Below are 22,957 nucleotides of genomic sequence, written 5' to 3' on the forward strand. Positions count from 1 at the left end.
GCCTTTTCAGGCACTGTATAATTCAATATCAAATTTACTTTACCCTAGTCTTGTAATTTTTCCTTAACTAATTCTACTAAGTCTGAAAATTTTACAGACTCCCGTAAATTCTGATCACTAACTTTAATGCCTAGTTCATCTTCACATAGTGCTAAAAAAGCTGCTTGAGATAGTGAATCCCAATCCTCTAACTCATCCAGAACTGTCTCTAATGTAATAACTCCTGGATCAACCATCACTATATTTTCGAAGTTTTCAATAAATTCCTTTAATGTCATTTAGATTCTCTCCTTTTGGATTCCATATTATTGAATTAGCAAACCAAGAATAGCCCACGCCAAAACCTACCAGCATGATATTATCACCAACTTTAATCTTACCTTCTTCAAAATCTCTATATAAGGCAATTGGTATAGTAGATGAAACCGTATTCCCACAATCAGCAAGTTGTACAGAGAACTTTTCCTTCGGTATTCCTAATTTTCTTCTTAATGTTTCCATCATATACTCATTTGCTTGGTGGAATATGAAGTAATCATAGTCTTCTAGTTTTTGATTATTTTTACTTAATAAATCTTCAATTGCTCTTGGAATCTCTCTGACTGCAAAATTGAAAATTTCTTTACCATTCATATATAAATTTTTACGAGTTCTTACATTACCACGACTATCTTCAGTTTCTTCAAATGAAGTGTTACTAATCGGTTCTTTGAGCCCACCAGCAGGAACAATTAGATTTTCTGCTCCACTTCCATCTGTTCCAAAAACGATTGAACCAATACATTCCTTTTCGAGATAATCTGCTCCAGTAATTAAAGTTGCAGATGCACCATCTCCAAACAACGGTTTAACTGTTCCATCCAATGGATTAATATATTTACTGTAAGTATCCGCTGTAAGTAATAATACATTTTTCGCAATTCCTGTTTCTATAAATCCTTTAGCCATTGATAAACCATAGCCATATCCCGAACAACCTAAATTGTAATCAAATGCACCAACTGACTTTTTAAGACCCAATCGATCTTGTATTATACATGCTGTAGTAGGTAAAAAATAATCTGGTGATTGAGTGCAGTAAATCAACATATCTATTTCATCTTTATTGCATAAATTTTTAGAGAATAATTCTTCCGCTGCATAGTATGCCAAATCAGATGCAAATTCATTCTCATTGGTTACATGTTTACTAAATATACCAATTTTTTTGGTCATTCGATCGTTACTATCATTGGATACAATTTCTGAAGGTAGATAATAAGTAATTGCTTTGATATAGGACTTTATCATTTTATTGAACTCCTCTCTTATTCGTTTAAATCCCTTCTTAAGTTACTTGGTACTTTTGAAATAACTTTTGCAGGATTACCTGCAACAATTACACCTGAGGGAACATCTTTCTTTACTACACTACCTGCAGCAACGATACTTCCTCTCCCTATTTTAACATTAGGAAGAATAGTTGCACCTACACCAATTGATACAAAATCCTCAATCACAGCGCCCTGTACATCGTCATTAAAACCGTTACGGCCAAATAAATTATCATTAGCCATACTTACCCCAACACTAATAAAGACATGGTCTCCAATTTTCACACGGCCTGTAATATGTGTGTTATCCATTATTCTAGTATGATCACCTATCTCAACATCTGAATTGATAGTAACCTGTCTACTAATCAATACACTATCACCAATTTTGACATTAGATAAAATAGACGCATGATCTCCAATAAGACAATCTTTACCCATTTTTACACCTTTGTAAATAACTGCATGTGCGGAAATAGAAACATCATCACCAATTTTGACATAATCTCGTTCTTTTTCTTTTCTAACCATTGCCTTTGTTGGAGCTAGAGAACGCCCTATAACAGCATGTTCTCCGATGACAACGTTATTTCCAATAACACATCCATCATATACTATAGAGAATGGCGCAATTATTAAGTTTTCTCCAATATCTTGTGTAAATATCATAGAATGCTCAGTCATAATTCACCTCATAATAATAAATATTGTTTATTTCCATAAACAGATACAAACTCATCATAATCTCTAATATAATCATTACTATCGTAATGTTCAGAAGCTAAAACAAGTAAAACACAATCATCTGAGAAATCATACATCTCATGCCAATCATTTGGTTCTAATATTAAAACTTTATTTGGTGAATCTAGTATAACCTCTTCTTTTCTTATAGTATTATCTAAAAATACTTTACAAGTTCCAGATACGCTTACTAATGCTTGTCTAGTTTTGTAATGAGCATGAAATCCTCTTCTGATATTTTCTTTTGTGCTGAAAATATAAAACACTCTTCTAATTTCAAATGGTATTTGTTTATTACTTTCAATTACAGACAATGAGCCACGTTCATCAGATAGGCTATTTATTTGAATAATTTGACTTTTAACAGACATATTTTTCTCTCCTAAAGTTCTTTTCTGAGGATAAAATAGAAATCAGCTTATCCTTATAAACGGTATAATATATCATAATTCATCTACTTGATTCCAAAACAATGCTGTTTTGGGTTTTAAAAAATCATAAACTTAAATTACAACTACATATACTTATGGATATACCAATCAATTGTCTTTATTATGCCTGTTTCAAATGTTTCTTTTGCTTGCCACCCTAAATCACTCTCTAATTTTGATGCATCAATAGCATATCTGAAGTCATGTCCAGGACGGTCTGTTACAAATTGAATCAACTCTTTATAACTTTTCTCGCTCGGTACTTTCTTATCTAAATATTCACAAACTGCATATGCTATTTCAAGTGTAGTACGTTCATTGTGTCCACCAATTAGATAAGTTTCACCTGCTTTCGCTTTATGAAAAACAAGATCAATTGCGTTACAATGATCCTCAACAAATAACCAATCTCGAATATTATTTCCATCTCCATAAATAGGTAATGGTTCACCGTGCAAAGCTTTTCGAATTAAAGTTGGTATAAGTTTCTCATCATGTTGTTTAGGTCCATAATTATTTGAGCAATTTGTCGTTACAACATTCATTCCAAATGTATGATAATAACTTCTAACTAGCATATCAGAACCCGCTTTACTTGCACTATATGGACTATTTGGTGCATAAGGGGTTTGCTCTGTAAAGTAACCAATTTCACCTAATGTTCCATATACTTCGTCAGTAGAAATATGATAAAATCGAGATCCTTGGTACTTTTCTTTGTAAAGAAAAGGGGCATCCATCCAATGCTGTTTTGCTATGTCTAATAGGTTTAAAGTTCCAATCACATTTGTTTCTGCAAAGATTGCTGGGTCCTTAATAGAATTATCTACATGTGATTCTGCCGCAAAATGTATGATATGTTGGATATCGTATTTGTCAAAAAGACTCATTAAAAAAAATCTGTCTCGAATATCCCCTTTTTCAAATGAGTAATTTTGGCAATTTTCCACTTCATGTAAATTGGATAAATCTCCAGCATATGTAAGTAAGTCCAAGTTAATAATATGATAATTAGAGTATTTTTTAATAAAATATTCAATAAAATTTGAACCAATAAAACCTGCTCCACCTGTAATTAAAATAGTTTTATCCAAAATTAAACACCTACCAAACTTAAAGTTTCATGTTTAGTCTCATTAGCTATATCAATTAAATATTGTCCATAATTATTTTTCTTTAACGGATCTGCCAATACCAATAATTGATTTCTAGTTATATAATTCATTCGGTATGCGATTTCTTCTAAACATGCAACTTTAAATCCTTGTCTTTTTTCAACCGTTTCTACAAACTGAGAAGCCTGTAGTAAAGAATCGTGTGTGCCTGTATCTAGCCATGCAAAGCCTCTTCCCAATAGCTCTACCTTTAATTTTTTTCTTTTTAAGTATTCGCTATTGATATCTGTAATTTCTAGCTCACCTCTTGCTGAAGGTTTAATTTCTTTAGCGATTTGAATTACATCATTATCATAAAAATAGAGACCAGTAACAGCAAATTCAGATTTTGGATTTATTGGTTTTTCTTCAATTGAAATAGCATTTAATTGAGTATCGAATTCGACTACTCCAAATCTTTCAGGATCTTTGACACGATATCCAAATATAGTTGCGCCATCCTTCCTTTGAGCAACATTTTGTAATAGGTCTGTAAAACCTTGCCCGAAGAACACGTTGTCTCCTAATATTAAAGCAACACCGTCATTTCCTATAAACTTTTCACCGATAATAAAAGCTTCAGCTAATCCATTTGGTTCTGCTTGTACTTCATATTCGATTGAGATTCCAATTTCACTACCATCACCTAATAATTGTTTATACATAGGTAAGTCTCTAAAGGTAGAAATTATAAGAATTTCTCTAATACCTGATAACATTAAAACTGATAATGGATAATAAATCATTGGTTTATCATAAATTGGAAGTAATTGTTTAGATATTGTTTTTGTTAATGGATATAATCGGGTTCCACTACCACCTGCTAATATTATACCTTTCATATAAATCTCCTTTATTCATTCTATAAGAACGAACTAATTTTTGTTTACGAAAATAAAGATACTCTCTTTTTATTTCTTCCATCCATAAGTTTATTTGAAACCTAACATCATTGGATCCTTTAGAACAAGTACAGTTTTTTCATTTAGTTCTACTATATTTTGATTTTGTAGAGGATATAGCCTTATACCACATCCTCCTACTAAAATCCCCTAACCCATCTCAATCTTATATTATATATTTAAGTATTATTATTGTCTCTTCTATAATCAATATATAAATAAATCAAACAAATAAAGCATAGAATAATTGATATTAATAGAAGACAATACACATCAATAGGAACATATCTAAATTCTACTATATTACTTCCTTTGGGTACTTCAATACCCTGGACTAAATTATTGACTTGGTATATTGGTACAGCTTTATTATTAATATATGCTCTCCAGCCTTCATCATAAGATTCTGAAAAAACTATAAATGAAGCTTCCTTAGAATTAACTTCTGCTTTTACCTGACCATTACTATAATTAATAATATTAATATTAGATTTATTATACGAATCTTGAAGGTTAGCTTGAGAATGAACAATTGCATTATTCGTATAATCATTAATTTCATTTTTATTATCAGCTTTAATTACATTGCTAACAGAATATAATGTTTCTAAGACATTTTTATTTTTGTAAATCGAAAATGTATTATCTACAAAGACTTCTTGATATTTACTTTCATCAGTGATATTACTATTTATACCCATCTTTTCTACTGTAAATTTGTGTAGTAGATTATCTGACTTCAAATAATTTAATAGCCTAACTTGTGTAGATTCAGGTACCTGTTGCTCATCAACATAAAAATATGCCTCAGTGAATGTTTCACCGTTTCTTAAAACAGTTTGTAAATTTGCTAAATCAAAATTTTCACCATAAAAGTCGATAAATATTTCACCATTTATAGGTCTTTCTAAACTTAAGGAAACTTTATAAAGGTTATTTTTTTCTAACTTTATATCCTTAGTAAATAAAAACAGTTCCCCATTACTATTAGGTAAATATTCTTTATTGATATCAATTAAAGTTGTATTATCCGATGTAAATCCTCTATTGAGCAAATCAAATTCTTTTTTATATACATTATTAATTATAATATATTTGATATTCAAACTAGATAATAATGTGTTATCTACAAGTAATTTCTCTACACTGTTGAAATCTGAAACTCCTCTTTCATCAATATATAATAAATCCTTTTTATCTTCTGACATAAATGTAACATATCCATTTAAAGTCCTAAATTCATTAAATAAATTCTTGTTGGGAGATATAGCCATTTCTATATCTGCATTTGAAGTCAAGACAGGCCAAATCCTATCATTCCCATCATTTACAGATTCCAAGTAATAAACCATCTCAGAATCTTTGTTTATATCATTAAATTTATTAATATTATAAAAATTAAATAAATGTAAATCTATGAAAATGAAAATAAATAAAATAGAGATCAACAGGTTCGGATTTTTATCTTTAAAATTCCGCATAGACATTAAAATACCTAGGTAGATTAACATTAATATAACTGGTATAGTAATTGCTGTATTACTAAAGGTTAATACATCCATCAATCTGACGTTATTAATAATAATCTCTTCATTATAATATGACTGAACTTTACTTAAAACAAATCTTAATAGTACTAAAGAACCTGTTAAAAATACAACTAATTTAAAAGAAAACTTTTTTAAACCTATAATTAAATTTCTGTCTTTTTCAAAAATAATTTTATTTAAACATAACGAAGATAAAACTACAATTCCAAATGAAAAGACAAATAATATTCTCGATGGAACTCTAAAATAATTAAATCCAGGAATATGATAAAAAATTGAGTTAATAAATTCTAATTCACTTCCTAAAGCAAATAATAACGAAAAGCTTATAATTAAGCTCCACAATAGAATATATCTTTCTTTAAATGCATATTTAAATATACAATACAAAGCTAAAAATATAGGAATAATACCAATATAAAACCCATTTTCCACTATACTTCCTTCTCCAAAAAAAGGTATTTTGTATAAAGGTAATTGATTTTCTGGAAACGGAGTACCATAAAAATAAGGGAAAAATAAAGTCAAGATATTCTCTATTGGTAACGAAAAACTACTAAAAAAATCATAAGTTATTTCATCTCTACCAACTGATTTTGATAATTTTAAAGTAGGAATGATTTGAAAAGCTGTTAATGTTAATACAAGTATTGAAAACAAAACCTTATGTTTAAACCATAATTTTATGTTTTCATAGCTCTTAATAGAAAAAATGAAGTAGACTAATAATATTACAGCTGTATAAAATGCAATTTGTATGAACCCTGCCAGAATTTGCATAGAATAAGCGAAACTCATCAGTATTACATATTTAATCTTCATTGATTGTTTTAATTTTTCGTAAAAGTATAACACTAATGGTAACCAAATTATTGAGTTTAAAATAGTTACATGTGAAAATCTTACGTTTAGTACTGCAGAGAACATAAAAGTCACTCCACCTAAGAATGCAACTTTCTTATCTACTCCTATCTGTTTTAAAAACATATACGTAAAGATTCCAGCTAATGTTAAATGGAATAATGGTAAATAATTATAGGCTAAATCGAATGGTAAAATCGAATATAAAAGAAGATTAGGTAGATATAAAAGGGCAGACTGTATGTCCCCTATATTACTAATTCCCAAATTTATACCATTGTTCCAAAATGGTAGCTCAAAATTAGAGAGAGCTTGGTCATACAAATATTTATTTGGAGCATATGATTCTAACGCATCACCAATTCCCCATATTCCATTAGAATAAAAGAAATTGAAATAAAATACAAATGGTAGAATACAATATGTTACATAGATAAATATATCTTTTGAATATCTTTTTAACATAGTACTTCCTTTCTACAATTGTTATTGTAAAATCTGTCTCGTTATCGAGTCATTTATAGATTATATGAGCTTCATTCATTTCTTAATAGAAGAATATTAAAGGCTTTATTAACATTAATGCCGATAGATAAAAAATGTAAGTAAAGGCTAAGTCAATTGTTAAATAAATTTAAATAAAAATAGAGCGTCTTAGTTATCACTCATATTCCTTCTTTTCTAAATTGCGGTATGAACCACTCACCATATTAATATACGCGCACAATATTTGAGACGATCTGCTAATACTTTTATACTAACAGGGGGACACGTTGTTAGTACAATTTTGTTGAATTATAACAAGTCCTGTCGTTACATTACATACTTATCACTAATATCTACCAAATACGTTCAATTTCTTTCAAACTTTGTCTTATAATCTTATTTTCACATTCACTATTTAAAGAAAATTTATTAATTTGTGATGATATTTCATCATATAATTTATTTAAGAAAAGTTTACTATTGCATTGTTCTTCTATTAGAATTTGTTTAATAAAACTTATATACTTGAATGAGCAATCTTCTATACTTAAGTATTCTGTAGCATATTTCATAATATTTTCTTTATATTTTTCTCGAGTTATTTTATTGTTTAGAAGTTTTAAATAGTCAACAATATTTTTTTTCTCATCTTTTCCTTGTTCTATCTTAATAACAACATCCTCTGGTAAATCTGAAAATGATCCTACATTATTTACAAATACTATTTTCCCATAACCTAAAAGTCTATTTAATGTTGCAGAAGACTCTCCTTGAGTGGGATATCTTAAGTTAAAGCATATATCAGTTATCTTCATATAATCTTTAAAAACATCCATTGTTACAAATCCAGTGATTTTTACATTGTCTATCAAATCATACTTATGTATTATCTCTTCTACATTTAAATCAGGCGCAATGTCACCCACTACGTAAAAAATAAAATTACTATTTATTTTTTTATATTCGCCTAAAGACTCCAGAATTTCTAATATTCTTTTATTTTTTGATAAAAAACCAAACGTTCCTAATACTAATATATCCTCTTCTATTCCTAGTTTCTTGCGTGTTTCTTTATTAATACTCTCTTGCATTTCCAAATCTAATATTTCTGGAGCATGTACTGGGATATTACAAATTGGAAGAGTATCTTTTTTTATCTTATTATATACAAATGACGATGTAGTAATTATTCCTCTAGCATGATCAGTTATTCTTTTAATAAGAGGATATTGTAAAGAATAATTTTCCCATAATGGTTGTATCTTTCCTTCAAGGAATTCATTAGCCAGTTGAAAACCATTTAAACCGTAATTATAAATCATTTCTTCTATATAGTTATTTACTCTATTGTTATTCAGATAATATTCTGCAAAGAAATGATGTAAAGCATAATCATGTATAACAACAATACCTGGATATTTTAATAGTGTTTCATAAATTTCGTTGTGGATTGAGCAATTATTTCCCATGTGATATATGTATGTATTATATTCATGTTTTTTCATCTCAAACTCTTTATTAGAGTAAATTTGAAACATATCCTTTAATACTTTATTTGAAACAGATTTTGGATTTTTTACATATATATCAATAGTAAGATATTTTCCCAGTAGTGGTAATAATTCTTCGCTATAATCTGAAATGCCTGATTTTTCAGGATTTAAGGGACTGAAATATGCAATTTTCATTTAGTCTCCTCCCTCTTTAAATGTTGATAGTAACTTTAAAATAAATATCAAAAAGTAAATGGTAGTAATTATTTTCAGTTCAATAATAGGATGCACATTGGATTACTACGATGATTATGATCATGTACCTCCATCTATCCTGGCGTCTAATAAATACAAACATACGTTCGATAATCATAAGGCAGAGGCTGGTAATGTTTCCATAGGGACTCGTAATCAGCTAGAATACCGTGTTACCCGCTTCTATATGTCAAGCTTTTGTATTTAAAGTCAAGCTTAGGGTTAATCTTATTTCTAGGATTAAATCTTTCTAAATATGTAACAGGCAACTAACCCCCCTCACACATTAAAAATGCAATGACACGTGTACTTTTGATGGAACTTCAATTGAAGATTACCCATCCTCTAGTTCTTTGAATTTGTTCACATGGTTTAGAATCACAACGGGAAGTTACTCCCATGTTTAAAGAAAACAATCTGCGGAATTCTTTCATTGTTAACTTTAGCACAACAGTCACTAATACTGCATTCCTGCCAGAACTGCACATAAAGCTAATATTTTTTCATAAGCTACACACTTCTAAAATGTTATTAAGGATAAGGTCTTTTTGGAGCACTCATTTTAGTTTCAATTTCTAAGCATAATGTTTGTTCTTTATGATACCGGTACCTTAGACGAGTATAAATTAAGTTACTTAATTTTTGACCCGTCTCTGAATTCATTAATGTAGTCCTCCTGTATGATGATGGATCATAAATAGCTGTTGGGACTAATGCTCTTTATAGGGAATGTTGCTATTTTAGAGTTGCCGTTAATTCATCAACTACATTATCCCACGTAATATTTTTTACCATGTCATATCCATTCTGTCCGAATTCTTTAATTTTAATAGTTGAATTGTTAATCAAACAATTAATTTTCGCTGCAATTATTTCTGAGTTAACATCACATATATATCCGTTGACATCGTTTTTTACAAACTCTAATACACCACCAGAATCAAAACACGTGATTACAGGTTTTTTACTTAAAAACGCTTCAAGTGTAATATAACCGTAGTCCTCATCTAATGGAGCATAGTAAACACCTAAACAGTTTGCATATAACCGAAGTAATTCTTCATCTTCTACAAAACCTAAAAATTTCACCCTGTCATGTAAATTATACTTCTCAACAAGTTCTTTTAAATATGTTTCCTCTGGTCCTTTTCCACCTATAACGCATTTAACTTTAGTATCCGTATATCTCATTGCTTGAATTAATAAATCAATTCTTTTTAATTTGTCTAATCTACCAACAGATAATATATATGGTTCCTCATTTTCATTGTAATATTTACCGACGTGTTTCGGAGGATGATACAGTACTTCACTGTCAATACCATTAAACTTCTTTAATCTATTTTTAGTATTTTGAGCATTCGTATAGATTTTTTTAGATTCAGATAAAGCAACATTATCAAATTGGGAAATCCCAGTTTTAATTGCAATATCTTCTGGCGTTCCTTTAAAATCAGAATATTCAGTTCCGTACAAATCATATACTTGTCTAAACTGATGTATTAACCATGTAACTTTATTAGGATGCTGAATACCATACGAAGGGAATTTAGTGCCTATCACTAGGTCTATTTCTTCCCCATTTGATTCTGTTAAATCTAACATTCGCCACAAAAAAGCATGCTTTAGAATTTCTTCTTTTGGATACCACTTAAAAGGAATTTTAATAATATCTACATCAAAATTGCGTTGCCTAAGATTTAAGTAAAGTTGTTCTACATGAATCTCTGCTCCTCCACTAACAAAGGGAACTTGTGAATGACAAATGGCTATTTTTTTCTTTTTCAATTACATCACCAACTTTATTTTTTTGCAATAACACAATAATCTTGGTAATTAAAGACTATATTGTTAATTTTCTCAAAGTTACTATTTAACATTTCAATCGATTTATTATCCGAAAATTCACCTTGTTCTTCCAATACCTGTAATTTATTTAGAGGATCGACAGATGATAAAAATTCTACTTTTATATCTTTATATCCAGCACTATCACAAATAAACTTAAGTGTACCAGGGTGTACTGGTTTAATATGGGTTATATCTTGATAAAATGAGTTTGCGTAGATATATAACGACGTTGGGTTCGGAGTTTCCATTATTAAGACTCCATTTGGTTTTAATTTCTTATAGCTCATTGAGATCATATCAATTAACTCTATTGGTGTGATATGTTCAATAACATGACTTAAAAATATTCCACCTAATGAATTATCCTCAATATTTGGTAAAAAATCGAAAAGATTTTGATGATATACCTCAAACCCTTTTTGTACACAGTATTCCACCATCTTCTCGTCTAAATCAATACCTTGACATGGAATGTTATTTTCTGTTAATAGCTCTAGAAACTCTCCTCTACCGCAACCAACATCTATTACCTTTCCAACACCTTGTAAGTACTCTAAATACCATCTTTGTCTATTTTTTATTTCTGCAACTGGACCTCTAAATATTTCTTCGAACTTATAATAATTGAACTTTTCAGCTAAATCATTTCCATCATTAGTATTTAAAGCATCAACTAGAGTCGAAAGTTGATTTTCCAAAAATTTAACCTTCTCATCAGCAATTATTGAATAATTACTTTCTAATATTTTAATTTTATCATCAACTTTTAATAGTTCATTTTTTAATTCTATGTTTGTACTAACTAATTCATTTATAGTTTCTAAAAGGAAATTTAATGTTTTATTGACACCAAAATTATGTCTATTTTGTTTTTCAATTAATGGTTGAATATACCATCTTAATCCAAACTTCTTAATTAACTTTTTCACAAACACAATTGCGTTACCTAATATTTTTCTATGTGATGTTATCGGTGGTTCTGATATATGCCAATTTTCATTATACTGAGCAATATAACTATCCATATTTAATGCATCTTTATTATCATTTTGAAAATCAATTTTATTATTTTTTAATATTAATAATTTATTAAAGATTTCATTATCAGTACTATCAAATTTATCCACTATTATTACCCCCAATCTAATAATTTTTAAATATTTAGATGTTTACATTTTTCAATTTCTAAATAATTTACACCGATAAAATAAGGGTTAGTACCTGGAACTATTTGTAAGGTTGCAGCTTGATCCCACCAATTATAACTTTGACTAACATGAGTTGGTCCACTATGAATTGCAGCGGTTATACTATAATTTCCGACTCCCAAATCTGCATTAAACTTAAATTTAATTTGCTTCACCTCTTTTTTATAACATTTACCTAAGTTATAATTTAAATTATATGTATTAGTTCCATATACATCATTCCCTACCCTATCCTTAATAATAAATCCAACAGTGGGGGCATCAATATCCTCAAAAAATTCTACTTCTATTACTAGTTCTATAGTATCGTGTACCTGAACTGCATTTACTTCCTTATTATCCCTTTCAAAAAATACTCTTTTAACTTCCGCCTTATAATTTCCAGATTTGGTTATTACTTTGTTTCCTTTTCCCTTTGTTTGTCTTATTTTATAGTCTGCCTCTTTTTGTGCAATATTTGCATTATAAAAATCTAAAATTTCATCAGGATGGCCATCTTTTATCTGTTGTCCTTTATCTAGTAAAATTGCCCTATTACATAAACTTTTTACTGCCGCAGGATCATGTGATACATATAATAGAGTAGTTCCTTCATTTAAAAATTCTTTAATTCTATTAAAACATTTATGTTGAAAGTATGCATCCCCAACTGCAAGTGCCTCATCAACAATTAAAATATCTGGTCTTTTAGCTGTTATGACAGAGAACCCCAATCTTACTGTCATCCCACTTGAATATGTCCTAATAGGATTATTCATATGGTCGCCAATTTCAGCAAATTCTTCAATTTGTGGTAGCAACTCTTCAATCTCTTGATTACTCAAGCCCATCAATTGACCAGTCATAAATACATTTTGAATTCCTGTAAAGTCTGGATGAAAACCCATCCCTAATTCTAGAATTGCAGAAACAGAACCATTTACATTTAATCTACCTTCTGTTGGCAATATTGTCCCTGTTAATAATTTTAATAACGTACTTTTACCAGCACCATTTTGTCCGATAATACCTACAGATTCTCCTTTTTCTATTTCAAAATCTAAACCTCTTAAAGACCAGAATTCTTTGGAGTGTTTTTGTTTCGATGATACCCATTCTTTTAGTCGATCAAATGGTTTATTATAAACTTTGTACTTTTTCCCTAAATTTCTAACTTCAATTACAGACATTATAATTCATCCACCATTTCACTTAATAGTTTCTTATATATATAAAACCCTATTAGCATTAAAATTACAGAAATAATAAACACAACTAATATTGAGTTAAAATCAGGTATTTTATTGTATAAAAGAATATTTTGATATCCATTAATAATAGGGAACATTATATTGTAATTAAGTATAGAGTATGTCCAATCTGGTAGAATGTCTTTAACATATACTATTGGTGTTAACCAAAACCAAAATTGTAGTCCTAAACTTAAAAAGTGCCCAATATCTCTAAAGAATACATTAAGTATGCCTAAGATAAACCCGAAACTAGCAGATAGAATAATTTGTACTATTAGTAGTGGTATTATATATAAAATGGTCTCATAGGGAAATTGATTACTAATAATCAAAAAAAGCAAGAAAATACAGAAAATGATTAGAAAATTCATCGTTGTTGTTACTACAATATAAACTGGTAACGTGATCTTTGGAAAATTAACCTTAGTTAGAATATTTCTATTATCTAAAAAAACAGAAACCATTCTTTGACATGTTTCTGCGAAGAAATTCCATGTTAATAATCCTGCACATAAATAAATAGAATAGGCAAAAACGTCATTTATTCCAGGTAATTTAGCACTCATAACATTTGCAAAAATAACCGTATAGATTATGATAAATGTCAAAGGATGTATTATTGTCCATAAGGAACCTAGAACAGAATTCAAATATTTTGTTTTAAAGTCTTTTTTAACTAACCCAATTATAAAATTTTTATAATTCCATAATGCTGTAATCAAATCTTCACACCCAATACATGTTTATATTGTTCTCTCATAATTTAATATATCTATAATTGTCTCTTCTATAGGATAAGATGGTTCCCATTGAATATGTTTCTTTATTTTATTATTATTCCCCTCATAAATAGGGATATCCGATGGTCGTAATCTATTTTTATCTAATTGAACTTCGATATTCACCTTAGAATTGATAATTATTAAGTCTAAGATTTCCTGTATAGGCCTTTTATTCCGAGAACACACATTATAGATTTCACCCATTCTACCCTCTATAATTAACTGATAATATGCCTTAACAATATCTCTTACATCAGTAAAGTCACGTTTTGCAGATAAGTTTCCAACTAATAATATAGGCTTTTTATCGCCCTTTTCAATCGAAACTACTTGTTTAGCAAAATCAGTAGTTACAAATCCTTCAGATTGACCTGGTCCAATGTGATTAAACGGTCTTGCATGAATTACGTTTAACCCATACGCTTTATGATATTGCTGGATTAGCATGGATACCACCGCTTTAGATGCCCCATACGGACTCATTGGTCGCAATGGTGTTGTCTCTTTAATAGGAAGCTCATGCTCTTCAACCTTCCCATATTCTTCTGAAGACCCTACTGTTAACAATCTCATATTAGGATTCTCTTGTTGATATTTCTCACATGCATCTAACAAAAAAATTGTTTTATTCACATTTGCATAAAACGTTCCTTCTTTGTCTTCCCAAGAATGTTTCACATTACTTTGACCTGCTAAATGAAATATGTAGTTGGGCTTAAAGTTATGAAGGAGTTGATATATATCTTCTGTTTGATTTAGATCATTAATAATAACATTGACCTCACCATTTTTTAAACGAAGGATGGGGGATTCCTGTCTTGAAGTCCCCCATACCTCTATTCCAAGTGATAGTAAATGATCTGCTAAATACTTTCCAACGAATCCTTGAACTCCGGTAATTAGTGCTCTCATTTTCATCACACTCTTTTACTTAGTGATATTTTCGTATTTTTTTAAATCAGAATCTACCATCATCTTCACTAACTGTTCAAACGATACATCTAATTTCCAATCTAACTTTTCTTTAGCTTTTGAACAATCTCCTAGGAGAAGATCAACTTCAGCAGGACGGACAAATTTCGGATCAATTACTACGTAGTCTCTCCAATCTAATCCTGCATGGCTGAATGCAATTTCGACAAATTCTTCAACTGTATGTGTTTCACCTGTAGAAATAACGAAATCATCTGGAGTATCTTGTTGTAACATTAACCACATAGCTTTAACATAATCTCCTGCAAAGCCCCAATCACGTTTTGCATCTAAATTACCTAAACGAAGTTCATTGGTTAAACCTAATTTAATTTGAGCTACAGCATCTGTAATTTTACGAGTAACAAATTCGACACCACGACGAGGTGATTCATGGTTAAATAATATACCCGAACATGCATACATGTTGAAACTTTCACGATAATTTATAGTAATCCAATGACCATATAGTTTTGCTACACCATAAGGACTTCTTGGGTAGAACGGTGTTGTTTCTTTTTGTGGTGTTTCCATGACTTTACCAAACATTTCGGATGAAGAAGCTTGGTAAAATCTAGCATCTGGTTTAGTAATTCGAACAGCTTCTAACATATTTGTTACTCCTAAACCTGTGATATTACCAGTTAGTACTGGCTGTTCCCAAGAGCTCCCTACAAATGATTGTGCAGCTAAATTATATACTTCATCAGGTTGAATTTGTTCTACAATACGAATTAAAGAAGATAGATCAGTAATATCACCTGATACAAATTCAATTTGATCTTTAATATGTTCTAAGTTAACCATAATCGGTGTACTTGTTCTTCTAACTAAACCGTATACTTTATAACCCTTTTCTAGCAATAAATCAGCTAAGTAAGATCCATCTTGTCCTGTAATTCCTGTTATCAAAGCTTTTTTCATTATTAGTTCTCCTCAGGTTTCATAATTAATATTTATATAATGAGTCTAAATTATTTAGAAGTGACTTCTTCTTTAGAATATAAAATACCCATTACTATTCCTATAATTGTAAACATCATACCTGTTGTACCAGGTAAAGAATCATTTATGAACGATTGAATTAAAAAAGCAATCCAAGCAATACATAAAGGTAATAACAATATTTTTTCTGTATTAAATTTAAATATTTCCCTAACTGCAACCCAAGCCGTTAAAATAACAATTCCTAGAAAGCCTACTAGACCTAGTATTCCAGTTCCAAATAAAGTACCTACATAAAGACTGTGAGGTTTATCAACAATGGTAACCATTGCTAAATTCCCTCTAGCTTCTAAATTATTATGCGGGAAGTGATATACTAGAGAATCTAAACCATAACCAAATAGTGGTCTCTCTTGAACTAGCTTTAAGGTTTCTTCCCAAATATAGACACGCCCTGTCCCTGCGGACCATGCACTCTCTGGTAAAACTGGTAACGTGAATTCCCCATCAGAGGCATGGACCGTTGAGCCTAATAGGTCGAGACCATAGTCATTACCGTTATAAGAAACTGATTCAGGCTGTTCCATTGAATATAATCCTTCTAAACCAAAGAACCCAATTGATTCATCCCATGCTTCAGGATTAATCGATGCTAAAATATGTATTATTATAGCGGTAATACAATAGAAAAGTGCAAGATAAATAAATGAAGTTACTTTTTTACAACTTTTAATTGCTATCCAAATTAATAATGGTGTAATACAAATAAACGTAACAAAACCACTTGCAGACATGGCCATTAGCATTGTGGCCATTGCTATAAGTGCAATTATAAAATTAATTATTTTTCTTATTTTATTCGTATCAATTAATACCCACACTATACATATCATAGACATAATAATAAATGTTCCACTCATATAGTTAAAATGATTTAACGTACCGAGTAATATCGAACCACCAGATATGTTAGTTCCTTCGGGAAGAAATAGCGAAATAATAGCTCTTGTTATATTATAATTTAAAAGATCATTCCCAGAAAAATTCATCGTAGTAATAAAAAAGTTAATTAATATGAAGGGATATAAAGAATAAATTATATAATGCACTGCTTTTTTAGGGTATTGCACGTTAATTGCAATAAATAATAATGCCATATAACATATCCATGTAAACGCACCATCTGAACGGTTATATAATCCGTTTGCTGCGATTGTAATAGTCGGCGATAGGATTGTTGAGACGACAATTATCAACGTCATGCCACCTATAAAATAATTCAGTATAGTTTTTCTAATGGTCCCGCCCATAAAGAAAATCTTCGCTAACAATAATAGGCTCGTCATTACCGTAATGGTAATCGTTACTACTGATTTATAGTGCGTGAAAAGATCGCCTTTTATACCTGAATTTAAAAGTGGCGTATCTGAGACTAACGGACTCACGACTTCTTCCACATGCCCAAGAACGATTAAAGGCATGAAGCCTATTAACACCAAAAACAAACGAAAGATCCACTTATCTACAGTTTCACGGGAAATTCGATTTCCCTCTTCATCGCTGATTATATTTTTTTCACGATATTCTCCATAAAATGAAGTCATATATGTATACCTACCTTACAACTTATTTTCAATTTTGCTCAGTAAATCAGCAACTGTTGCTTGATACTCTGGGAACTCTTCAGGTGCCCATCCCGTCTCTAAACATCTAGTTAAAACCACTCTAGCATCCACATAACGTTCAGCCTGATAGAACGATTCTCCAAGTTGTAACATGAACATTGGTTCTTCTACTCGATAGGGGTTTAAATCTAATGTTTTCTGAAAGAGAATGGCTGCTTGTTCTTTTTCCCCTGTATTTACAGCAATTAGAGCTCCTAAATAATTAGCGGCTTCCGAATTAGGTTTTGTTTTTAGTAACTCATTGATATAAACTGAGGCTTCTTCAAAATTACCTGCACTTGCTAACTGATTAGCTTGTTGATATAAGGCATCTTCTATTGAGAATTGTTCATCTTGCCCACTCGCCATGACATTTGAAACGACTACGCCCAAAATGACAAGAACGACCAACCCTAGTAAAATATATCTTCTTGTAGATTCTCTTAAATTCATAAACTCAACCCTTTTTTCGACATGAAATAACTTATTATCTATTATACATGAAATCTATGTAGTGTGCTTTACCAATTTTAATGCAATTTCGTAAACATTGTTACTAAAGTAATTTTTTGAGGTGAAAAAGGGTACATTGTTCCTAAGATGGACAATGTACCCTTTCGAAAAATTTATTATTGTACTGGAATGACTTTCATTTCCAGTAGGTCAACTTGTTTTGTCGTTAAATAGTACTGATATTTCGCATTAGAGTAATTCATTTCTGCTTGTTCAAGTGCAAGTGCAGCATTATCAAAATCTTGCTTGGCAAGAAGACCTAAGTCATAATTGATTTGTAAATCCTGATGGTCGATTCTTGCTTCCTCTAAATCTCTTTCAGCATTTTTCATAGCTTGGTATTGTACTTGGATTTGGTGATAGATATTGTTAATTGCTTTTTCTAAATTTACTTCTAATGCTTCCATTTTTAACTTTGCGATATTTACCTTAATTTCAGCCATATCTTCATCTTCTGGTGTACGATTTGGCATGTCGTCCACATCATCTAAATTGTCCTCAGCTTGATTTAGCTCTGTTCGTGCGTTAACCATGTTCAAACTATTTTTAATTAACTCATCGGTTGGAATCTCTTGCTTTAGTAGACCAAGCTCACCAATTTCAAGTTCTTCGAGCTGGTAATCTTCATCATATGTAATACCAATTGTTAAAGCAAACGTGGTTTTATCGTTTTTCAATTGTTTCTGTATATCGGCTATTTGTGTTTCTAAATCTGTAATGTTACGAGTTTCTTTTTCATAGTCTCTGTAAGATATAAGACCTAAATCATATCTTACTTTGTTTGCATTAAGTTGATTTTGTTCAGTTGCTAAGGTATTGTTTAAAAACTCAAGCTGATCCTGAAGCATTAGTAAACTAATATAGCTAGATTCAATTGACACTTTCATTTGTTCACGTCTTTGAATACGATCGTTAAAAAGGGATGTATTTTGCAAATCGATACTGTCTAATGAATTTTCTAAAGTGTCAAGTTGTGTTCGCAATGTGAGAATGTTTGTTTTTACTAATTCGAGTTGCTCATCCAGCAACTGATATTCTCGATTTTTTTCATATTCTACAAGATAGGCTTCTATCTCATTTAGAAATCTTGTTAAGTTGGAAATAGTACCACTTAACCCTGTTGAGGGTGACATGGGTGCCTCGATATCATTGATATCTACATTAATGTTGTCTAAACTAACCACTAACTCATTTATTTCCTTAGCAAAATCAATTGAAGCCGTGTCCATTGTAGCGGTATCTGGCGTAGTTGCGTCGATTTGTTTTTGTAACTCATCTCTCTCTTTAATAGCCGAGTTAAGGGAACTTTCTGTAACCGATACGCGGTCTTCCATTTGGTCTTCCTGTTCATCTAATAGTTCCAAGTTATAGTCGATTTCCATTAAGGAATATGCACTATTCAACCCATATCGAACAGCTTCCTCTAAGGAAAGCGAATCAACTTTAATTCGCTCGACAAAAATATCCGTCTCAGCATCGTAATTAATATGATTACCTTCCTCAATTGTATTGAGTGGTGCTTGCTTAGCTTTTGCAGAAACGATTGTTGGGGATAAACTACCTAGTAACAGTATCGTAGTTACTCCAACTGATACTCCCTTTTTCATGATTTTCTTCACTCTCTTCTAAAATAGAATTCTCATAACTTTATTCCAATGGATACTAACTATTTTATAGTATAAATGTAAAAATCATTCGATTCAACTAAATGCCTTGTTTTTTATATGATTTGTCATAGTCAGTTCATCAGTTATCATTTAATACAACCACACCCTTATACTTCCACAAGTGCTAATCTAGCGAACTAATGGAATGTATCTAACGCACTAGATGCGGAATCAACAACTTATTTTGGTTTGATATTATGCATAGATTTTATAACCATTCATACCTTTTGAACAATCCTCTAGAATAGAGGTCTTTCTAAATTTAATTTTATGTCCTAAATAGTCCTAAATATTTATTTTATTAGTGATCTATCATTATGATTTATCTGGATTTGTAGTTCTTGGTTACATATTCGACAACTTAAGCATCTGAGTAATATCCATCAAATAATCTTTTGGTTTAATTTTTTATAAGACTGTTTATTTTTTATTGGGGTTTAGCTGTTTGGAATTATTATTGATCATACTTTATCAGAGAGAAACGTTACCACATATAAATGTACCGACGATTTCTATAAAAAAGGACCATCATACAAAGTCTTTTTAAATGAAACATATATTGTCCTACCCGTAGTCTCAGTTTTTGTATTGTTTAATTCTTATTTAGGTAATATAAATTCACTATACGGGAAAATTTAATCTAACTTCTTCACACCAAATGATATGTATCCTGTAAGCCCGTAATCAAATAACGCATTTTTTCAGATCGCACCTCTCGGTATTATAAAGGTATCAATTACAAGGGAGGTGCTTTTTATGTCTACCGACAAAGTATCAATCGTTCCAGTCAAATTGGAATCCACTTCAACTTCTTCAACTTATGCAGGTCGTACACCTGCAAAACCAATTTGCGTTATTCAAGCAAATCATATGAAAGTCTCCTTCTACCCTGATGTTAAGAACTATGTGATCCAAACGGTTATTAGGGAGTTGCGCCAACATGATTCATGATTTTACTAAGGTGAAAAATATTTATATCATTTGTGGCCGTACAGATATGAGAAAAGGAATAGATGGATTAGCAACACTTGTACAGGATACCTTTCAACTTGATCCATATAGTGATGCAGTATTTCTTTTCTCTGGATGGAGTCGTGATCGCTATAAATGTTTATATTTTGATGGTGATGGATTTGCTTTACTATATAAACGTATTGATAACGGGAAGCTACAGTGGCCAAAAAACGAAGCTGAAGTTCAGAACTTAACACAACAAGAATTACGCTGGTTGCTAGAAGGTCTATCCATAGCCCAACCGAAAGCAATTACTAAATCTTCAAAAGGTGTCTTTTAGACACTATATTTCAGATGGTATAATCAACATAGATAAACTGTACTGAAATGTGGTGAATGCGATGAGTAATAAAAATTCAACTGATAAATTAATAGCATTATTAGAAGATCAAGTAGCTTTTATGAGACAACAAAATGAAGAGCTATCAAAAAAGTTAGATCAATCTATAGCCCAAAACAAATACTTATCAGAACAAATTCACCATTTAACAAAAGCATTATATGGATCAAAGTCAGAAAAATCAAAGTATCAAGCTCCAGATGGACAATGTTCTTTATTCGAAGTTGATCCGTCTTTTAGCGAATCTGAGCACACAGAAGAACAAAGCACGGAGACTGTCAGCTATACAGTTGTACGTAAAATCAAAAGCAAAAAACGCAATGATTCATTTAAGGAAAATGTAGAAATTGAAGAAGTTCACCATCATCCTTTGGATCTTCAATGCGGCTGTTGTCACGAGAATATGCATGAAATCGGTAGCAATATTGTTCGTGAAGAAGCCAAATATATTCCAGCGAAGATGGTTCGTGTTCAGCATATAGAGCATGCATATGAGTGCAAACATTGTAAAACAGATATAGCTGAAAAAGCACAAATTAAACGTGGTAAAGCGCCGATGGCGGTTATTCCCCGCAGTATTGCAGGACCAACTGTGTTAGCCAAATTAGTTTATGATAAGTTCATTCAATTTCTACCATTATATCGTCAAGTGAAAGAATGGGAGCGCTCAGGGTTACTAACGAATGATAAAAATCTGTCCAACTGGGTAATTCGTGTATCAGAAGAATGGCTGTTACCAATCTACAACAAGTTGAAAAAAGTGCTCCTTACAAAGTCAATTCTTCATATTGATGAAACTTACGCTTAGGTCATAAATAGATCCGATGGGAAACCCGCTCAATCTAATGCATATAACTGGGTATTCAAAACTGTACCTTCACAAGGACCAGTCATTGTCCTTTTCCAAAGCGCATTAACCAGAGCACGTATGGTGTTGGAAGAATTCACAACAAACTTTAGAGGAACGATCAGATGGATATTCAGCTTACGATAAATTACCGAATATCACATTCGCTAACTGTTGGGCTCATGTTCGACGTTACTGGTTAAAGGCAGACAGTAAGAATGGTCGCATTGGGGTTAGTTATTGTGATCAGCTGTATGAGCTTGAGCGTCAGTTTAGGAATTGTTCACCAGGGAAACGACGAAAATTACGTAAGAAATATTCAAAACCTATAGTTGAGGAATTTATAAAATGGGTTGAAGAATCGCCTTTCTATGGGAAGAATGCATTAGCGAAAGCAGCAGAGTATACGTTGAATCGTGTAGAGGAATTAAAAGCATTTCTTTCGGATGGTAGAATTGAAATAGATAATAACTCAGCTGAAAATGCAATACGTCCAACTGTAGTAGGGAGAAAAAATTGGCTTTTCTCTGTTAGTGATGCTGGTGCAAAAGCGAATGCAATTTGTTTAAGTTTAGCGGAAACTGCAAAAGCCAACGGGATTGATTTTTATCAATACCTCGTGAAATTACTAACGGATCTTCCAAACTTACCGATTCATCAGCAACCGGAAATTTTACATAACTACATGCCTTGGTCAAAATTGATTCAAGGAACATGTAAAAAATAATAACCT

Annotated in this window: 20 protein-coding genes and 1 pseudogene; 3 read left to right on the forward strand and 18 right to left on the reverse strand. The window is 31.0% G+C overall.

Features of this window, described 5'->3' with window-relative positions; genetic code table 11:
• Window positions 1-44 precede the first annotated feature (44 nt).
• The 18 genes from CD30_RS13305 to CD30_RS13385 form a co-directional block, all read right to left on the reverse strand.
• Window positions 45-278, reverse strand: coding sequence for an acyl carrier protein (locus CD30_RS13305; protein WP_036177832.1), 234 nt, complete (start codon window positions 276-278; stop codon window positions 45-47).
• Window positions 256-1,290: a 3-oxoacyl-ACP synthase III family protein gene (locus tag CD30_RS13310; protein WP_036177834.1), complete on the reverse strand. Its 1,035-nt coding sequence runs from the start codon at window positions 1,288-1,290 to the stop codon at window positions 256-258. The genes CD30_RS13305 and CD30_RS13310 overlap by 23 nt, the downstream gene beginning before the upstream one ends.
• A gap of 17 nt (window positions 1,291-1,307) precedes the next feature.
• Window positions 1,308-1,997 (reverse strand): acyltransferase, encoded by a 690-nt coding sequence (locus tag CD30_RS13315; RefSeq protein WP_052126214.1) that lies wholly within the window; start codon window positions 1,995-1,997, stop codon window positions 1,308-1,310.
• 8 nt (window positions 1,998-2,005) lie between these two features.
• Window positions 2,006-2,428, reverse strand: coding sequence for a sugar 3,4-ketoisomerase (locus CD30_RS13320; protein WP_036177836.1), 423 nt, complete (start codon window positions 2,426-2,428; stop codon window positions 2,006-2,008).
• 143 nt (window positions 2,429-2,571) lie between these two features.
• Complete coding sequence (gene rfbB / locus CD30_RS13325; RefSeq protein WP_088350789.1) at window positions 2,572-3,585, reverse strand: dTDP-glucose 4,6-dehydratase; 1,014 nt, start codon at window positions 3,583-3,585, stop codon at window positions 2,572-2,574.
• Window positions 3,585-4,484, reverse strand: a complete 900-nt coding sequence (gene rfbA, locus CD30_RS13330) for a glucose-1-phosphate thymidylyltransferase RfbA (protein WP_036177840.1) — start codon at window positions 4,482-4,484, stop codon at window positions 3,585-3,587. Before rfbA ends, rfbB begins: the two co-directional genes overlap by 1 nt.
• A gap of 239 nt (window positions 4,485-4,723) precedes the next feature.
• Entirely contained in the window at window positions 4,724-7,420 is a 2,697-nt protein-coding gene (locus CD30_RS13335) for a YfhO family protein (protein ID WP_036177842.1), read from the reverse strand.
• Between the two features lie 374 nt (window positions 7,421-7,794).
• The gene (locus CD30_RS13340; RefSeq protein WP_036177844.1) at window positions 7,795-9,129 is read right to left on the reverse strand and encodes a glycosyltransferase; all 1,335 of its coding nucleotides are present in this window, start codon (window positions 9,127-9,129) and stop codon (window positions 7,795-7,797) included.
• Between the two features lie 591 nt (window positions 9,130-9,720).
• On the reverse strand, window positions 9,721-9,852 hold the full coding sequence (locus CD30_RS20650; protein ID WP_268871093.1) for a hypothetical protein: 132 nt from the start codon (window positions 9,850-9,852) through the stop codon (window positions 9,721-9,723).
• Window positions 9,853-9,924: 72 nt separating this feature from the next.
• Entirely contained in the window at window positions 9,925-10,977 is a 1,053-nt protein-coding gene (locus CD30_RS13345; protein WP_036177846.1) for a glycosyltransferase family 4 protein, read from the reverse strand.
• Window positions 10,978-10,991: 14 nt separating this feature from the next.
• Window positions 10,992-12,167 carry a class I SAM-dependent methyltransferase gene (locus CD30_RS13350; RefSeq protein WP_036177848.1) on the reverse strand — a complete coding sequence of 392 codons (1,176 nt, stop codon included), beginning with the start codon at window positions 12,165-12,167 and terminating at the stop codon, window positions 10,992-10,994.
• A 26-nt stretch (window positions 12,168-12,193) separates the two neighbouring features.
• Window positions 12,194-13,417, reverse strand: coding sequence for an ABC transporter ATP-binding protein (locus tag CD30_RS13355; RefSeq protein WP_036177850.1), 1,224 nt, complete (start codon window positions 13,415-13,417; stop codon window positions 12,194-12,196).
• Entirely contained in the window at window positions 13,417-14,202 is a 786-nt protein-coding gene (locus CD30_RS13360) for an ABC transporter permease (protein WP_052126215.1), read from the reverse strand. The genes CD30_RS13355 and CD30_RS13360 overlap by 1 nt, the downstream gene beginning before the upstream one ends.
• Window positions 14,203-14,223: 21 nt before the next feature.
• On the reverse strand, window positions 14,224-15,174 hold the full coding sequence (locus tag CD30_RS13365; RefSeq protein WP_036177853.1) for a GDP-mannose 4,6-dehydratase: 951 nt from the start codon (window positions 15,172-15,174) through the stop codon (window positions 14,224-14,226).
• Window positions 15,175-15,189: 15 nt separating this feature from the next.
• Window positions 15,190-16,158, reverse strand: coding sequence for a GDP-mannose 4,6-dehydratase (gene gmd / locus CD30_RS13370; protein WP_036177855.1), 969 nt, complete (start codon window positions 16,156-16,158; stop codon window positions 15,190-15,192).
• Window positions 16,159-16,208: 50 nt separating this feature from the next.
• A complete protein-coding gene (locus tag CD30_RS13375) occupies window positions 16,209-17,783 on the reverse strand; it encodes an O-antigen ligase family protein (protein WP_036177857.1) in 1,575 nt (524 codons plus the stop codon).
• 15 nt (window positions 17,784-17,798) lie between these two features.
• Window positions 17,799-18,296 (reverse strand): tetratricopeptide repeat protein, encoded by a 498-nt coding sequence (locus CD30_RS13380; RefSeq protein ID WP_036177859.1) that lies wholly within the window; start codon window positions 18,294-18,296, stop codon window positions 17,799-17,801.
• Window positions 18,297-18,472: 176 nt separating this feature from the next.
• Window positions 18,473-19,963: a TolC family protein gene (locus CD30_RS13385; RefSeq protein ID WP_036177861.1), complete on the reverse strand. Its 1,491-nt coding sequence runs from the start codon at window positions 19,961-19,963 to the stop codon at window positions 18,473-18,475.
• A gap of 816 nt (window positions 19,964-20,779) precedes the next feature.
• Between CD30_RS13385 and CD30_RS13390 the strand changes: the two genes are divergently transcribed.
• From CD30_RS13390 to tnpC, 3 genes and pseudogenes are all read left to right on the forward strand, one after another.
• Window positions 20,780-20,974 carry a hypothetical protein gene (locus CD30_RS13390; protein WP_036177863.1) on the forward strand — a complete coding sequence of 65 codons (195 nt, stop codon included), beginning with the start codon at window positions 20,780-20,782 and terminating at the stop codon, window positions 20,972-20,974.
• Window positions 20,964-21,317, forward strand: a complete 354-nt coding sequence (gene tnpB, locus CD30_RS13395) for an IS66 family insertion sequence element accessory protein TnpB (RefSeq protein ID WP_036177865.1) — start codon at window positions 20,964-20,966, stop codon at window positions 21,315-21,317. Before CD30_RS13390 ends, tnpB begins: the two co-directional genes overlap by 11 nt.
• A 49-nt stretch (window positions 21,318-21,366) precedes the next feature.
• Window positions 21,367-22,951 (forward strand): annotated as a pseudogene (gene tnpC / locus CD30_RS20790) (IS66 family transposase).
• Window positions 22,952-22,957: the final 6 nt, after the last annotated feature.

Source organism: Ureibacillus massiliensis 4400831 = CIP 108448 = CCUG 49529 (assembly GCF_000772965.1).
Lineage (GTDB): Bacteria > Bacillota > Bacilli > Bacillales_A > Planococcaceae > Ureibacillus > Ureibacillus massiliensis.